This is a genomic window from Sphingomonas sp. SRS2 (genome assembly GCF_000971055.1).
GTDB lineage: Bacteria > Pseudomonadota > Alphaproteobacteria > Sphingomonadales > Sphingomonadaceae > Rhizorhabdus.
Window position 1 is genome coordinate 2501 of sequence record NZ_LARW01000137.1, and the last position, 3189, is coordinate 5689.

Annotated in this window: 1 tRNA gene and 2 rRNA genes (1 of these 3 running past the window's edge); all 3 read left to right on the plus strand. The window is 54.4% G+C overall.

The features are described from left to right. Window positions 1–2651, plus strand: a 23S ribosomal RNA gene (locus WP12_RS20990); it begins 153 nt to the left of the window's first position. A 113-nt stretch (window positions 2652–2764) separates the two neighbouring features. Further along, a 5S ribosomal RNA gene (gene rrf / locus WP12_RS20995) occupies window positions 2765–2879 on the plus strand. 181 nt (window positions 2880–3060) lie between these two features. After that, window positions 3061–3137, plus strand: a tRNA-Met gene (locus WP12_RS21000). Window positions 3138–3189 lie beyond the last annotated feature (52 nt).

The following is a 3189-nucleotide window of genomic DNA, read 5'->3' on the forward strand; positions in this document are numbered from 1 at the left end:
CGGAGCAATCCGGGACGGGAGTTAATTGGGAAGGATATCACCGAAGTGAATACATAGCTTTGGTGAAGCGAACCCGGCGAACTGAAACATCTCAGTAGCTGGAGGAAAAGACATCAACCGAGATTCCGTTAGTAGTGGCGAGCGAACGCGGACCAGGCCAGTGCCTGATGGTGAATTAGCAGAACACTTTGGAAAGAGTGGCCATAGCGGGTGACAGCCCCGTATGCGAAAATGAAACATCAGGACTTGAGTAGGGCGGGACACGTGTAATCCTGTCTGAACATAGGGGGACCACCCTCTAAGCCTAAATACTCGTGCATGACCGATAGTGAACAAGTACCGTGAGGGAAAGGTGAAAAGCACCCCGATGAGGGGAGTGAAATAGTACCTGAAACCGAATGCCTACAAGCAGTTGGAGGGTCCTTGAGACCTGACAGCGTACCTCTTGCATAATGGGTCTGTGACTTAATGTATCAAGCAAGCTTAAGCCGTTAGGTGTAGGCGCAGCGAAAGCGAGTCTGAATAGGGCGACTGAGTTTGATGCATTAGACCCGAAACCCGGCGATCTAGGCATGACCAGGATGAAGGTGGGGTAACACCCACTGGAGGTCCGAACCGATTAACGTTGAAAAGTTACCGGATGAGTTGTGTTTAGGGGTGAAAGGCCAATCAAGCCGGGAAATAGCTGGTTCTCCGCGAAAACTATTGAGGTAGTGCCTCGGACGAACACCGATGGGGGTAGAGCACTGGATGGATGCGGGGGTCGCGAGATCTACCAAATTCAACCAAACTCCGAATACCATCGAGTGATATCCGGGAGACAGACGGCGGGTGCTAAGGTCCGTCGTCAAAAGGGAAACAGCCCTGACCTACAGCTAAGGTCCCCAAGTCGTGTCTAAGTGGGAAAGCATGTGGGAATCCCAAAACAACCAGGAGGTTGGCTTAGAAGCAGCCATCCTTTAAAGAAAGCGTAACAGCTCACTGGTCTAAATAAGGGTTCCTGCGGCGAAGATGTAACGGGGCTCAAGACACGCACCGAAGCTTAGGGTGTGATTATCCTGCGGGATTTTTCACGCGGTAGCGGAGCGTTCCGTAGGCCGTTGAAGCGATCTGGTAATGGGTCGTGGAGGTATCGGAAGTGCGAATGCAGACATGAGTAGCGATAAACAGGGTGAGATGCCCTGTCGCCGAAAGACCAAGGGTTCCTGCGCAAGGCTAATCCGCGCAGGGTGAGCCGGCCCCTAAGACGAGCCCGAAGGGGGTAGTCGATGGGAACCACGTTAATATTCGTGGGCCTGGTGGTGTGTGACGGATCATGTGTATTGTCATCCCTTATCGGATTGGGATGGCTTTGAAATGGTTCCAGGAAATAGCCCCACCGTATAGACCGTACCCGAAACCGACACAGGTGGTCAGGTAGAGTATACCAAGGCGCTTGAGAGAAGTGTACTGAAGGAACTCGGCAAATTGCCTCCGTACCTTCGGAAGAAGGAGGCCCCACATCTGGGCAACCAGTTGTGGGGGGCACAGGCCAGGGGGTAGCGACTGTTTAGCAAAAACACAGGGCTCTGCTAAGTCGGCTTCAAGACGACGTATAGGGTCTGACGCCTGCCCGGTGCCTGAAGGTTAAGTGGAGGGGTGCAAGCTCCGAAATGAAGCCCAGGTAAACGGCGGCCGTAACTATAACGGTCCTAAGGTAGCGAAATTCCTTGTCGGGTAAGTTCCGACCTGCACGAATGGCGTAACGACTTCCCCACTGTCTCCAGTACATGCTCAGCGAAATTGAATTCTCCGTGAAGATGCGGAGTACCCGCGGTTAGACGGAAAGACCCCGTGCACCTTTACTGCAGCTTCAGAGTGGCATTAGGAAAGAATTGTGTAGCATAGGTGGGAGGCTTTGAAGCCGAGGCGCCAGCCTTGGTGGAGCCATAGGTGAAATACCACCCTGTTGTTTTCTGATGTCTAACCTCGAACCATGAAACTGGTTCAGGGACCCTCTGTGGCGGGTAGTTTGACTGGGGCGGTCGCCTCCTAAAGAGTAACGGAGGCGCGCGAAGGTTGGCTCAGGCCGGTTGGAAACCGGCTGTTAGAGTGCAATGGCATAAGCCAGCCTGACTGCGAGACTGACAAGTCGAGCAGAGACGAAAGTCGGTCATAGTGATCCGGTGGTCCCTCGTGGAAGGGCCATCGCTCAACGGATAAAAGGTACGCCGGGGATAACAGGCTGATAACCCCCAAGAGCTCATATCGACGGGGTTGTTTGGCACCTCGATGTCGGCTCATCACATCCTGGGGCTGGAGCAGGTCCCAAGGGTTTGGCTGTTCGCCAATTAAAGTGGTACGTGAGCTGGGTTCAGAACGTCGCGAGACAGTTTGGTCCCTATCTGCCGTGGGCGTCGAAATTTGAGAGGAGTTGACCCTAGTACGAGAGGACCGGGTTGAACATACCTCTGGTGGACCTGTCGTGGCGCCAGCCGCGCAGCAGGGTAGCTATGTATGGACGGGATAACCGCTGAAAGCATCTAAGCGGGAAGCCTCCCTCAAGATAAGATTTCTTAGAGCGGTCGAAGACCACGACCTTGATAGATCGGATGTGGAAGCGCGGTAACGCGTGGAGCTAACCGATACTAATTGCTCTATTCGCGCTTGAGAGCCCCGCCATCAATATCAGTCCTGATATCGATAGCGGAATAACCTCTCAGCATAACCAGTAAAACCGCACGGTTTCTAGAACCAGATCAACGCAACTGCGCCAGCTCCATAGCTTGGTGGCCATAGCGTCTGTGACCCACCCGATCCCATCCCGAACTCGGCCGTGAAACCAGACAGCGCCGATGGTACTAGTGCTTAAGCAGTGGAAGAGTAGGTCGCCGCCAGGCTTTGAAGCCGGCGCAGTCGCATAACAGATCTGGAAATAACCCATTTACAACCTTCGTTGGCCTCAGGCGCCGGCGGCAGCACATGCTGCCTTGGCTCTCGCGCCAATAAGGCGCGGCAGCCGCTCGGCCTTGCGGAGCACTAACGCTCCGTATCCCAGCTTGAAGACCAGCAATTTGGTGACGCGGGGTGGAGCAGCCCGGTAGCTCGTCAGGCTCATAACCTGAAGGTCACAGGTTCAAATCCTGTCCCCGCAACCATCGATACCAGCGACAACAAGTCGCCAATATGCCCGGCCCCCGAAAGGGGACT